This window comes from Polynucleobacter sp. IMCC 29146, from assembly GCF_021395195.1.
GTDB lineage: Bacteria > Pseudomonadota > Gammaproteobacteria > Burkholderiales > Burkholderiaceae > Polynucleobacter.
In genome coordinates this window covers 1-252 of sequence record NZ_JAJVCR010000035.1, presented here as the reverse complement: position 1 = coordinate 252, position 252 = coordinate 1, and the positions used below count along the sequence as shown (strand labels likewise).

1 pseudogene is annotated in these 252 nt (G+C 45.2%); it reads right to left on the bottom strand.

The window, feature by feature from the left end:
- Positions 1 to 117: 117 nt before the first annotated feature.
- Positions 118 to 252: pseudogene (locus tag LZT22_RS12675) on the bottom strand (transposase); the annotation flags it as partial.

Here is a 252-nt window from a genome sequence, read left to right as displayed (position 1 = left end):
GCGCTTGCTTGAGGATGGCCATGATTTGGCTATCAGTAAAACGGGAGTTTTTCATCGAATTTCCTTTTAAATCAAACAACTTAGAAATTCTACTTTTAACTCAGATTAAGGGGTGGGGGGATTACCCTCAGCTCCATACATCTCCTCTAAGTGGCTTTGGATTTCTCGAACGGTCATGCCCCTAGCGTATAAGGACAAAATCTTCTCATCAAAACCGGCCCAGCGGGTTTGGTGCTTGGGAATGAGTTGGGG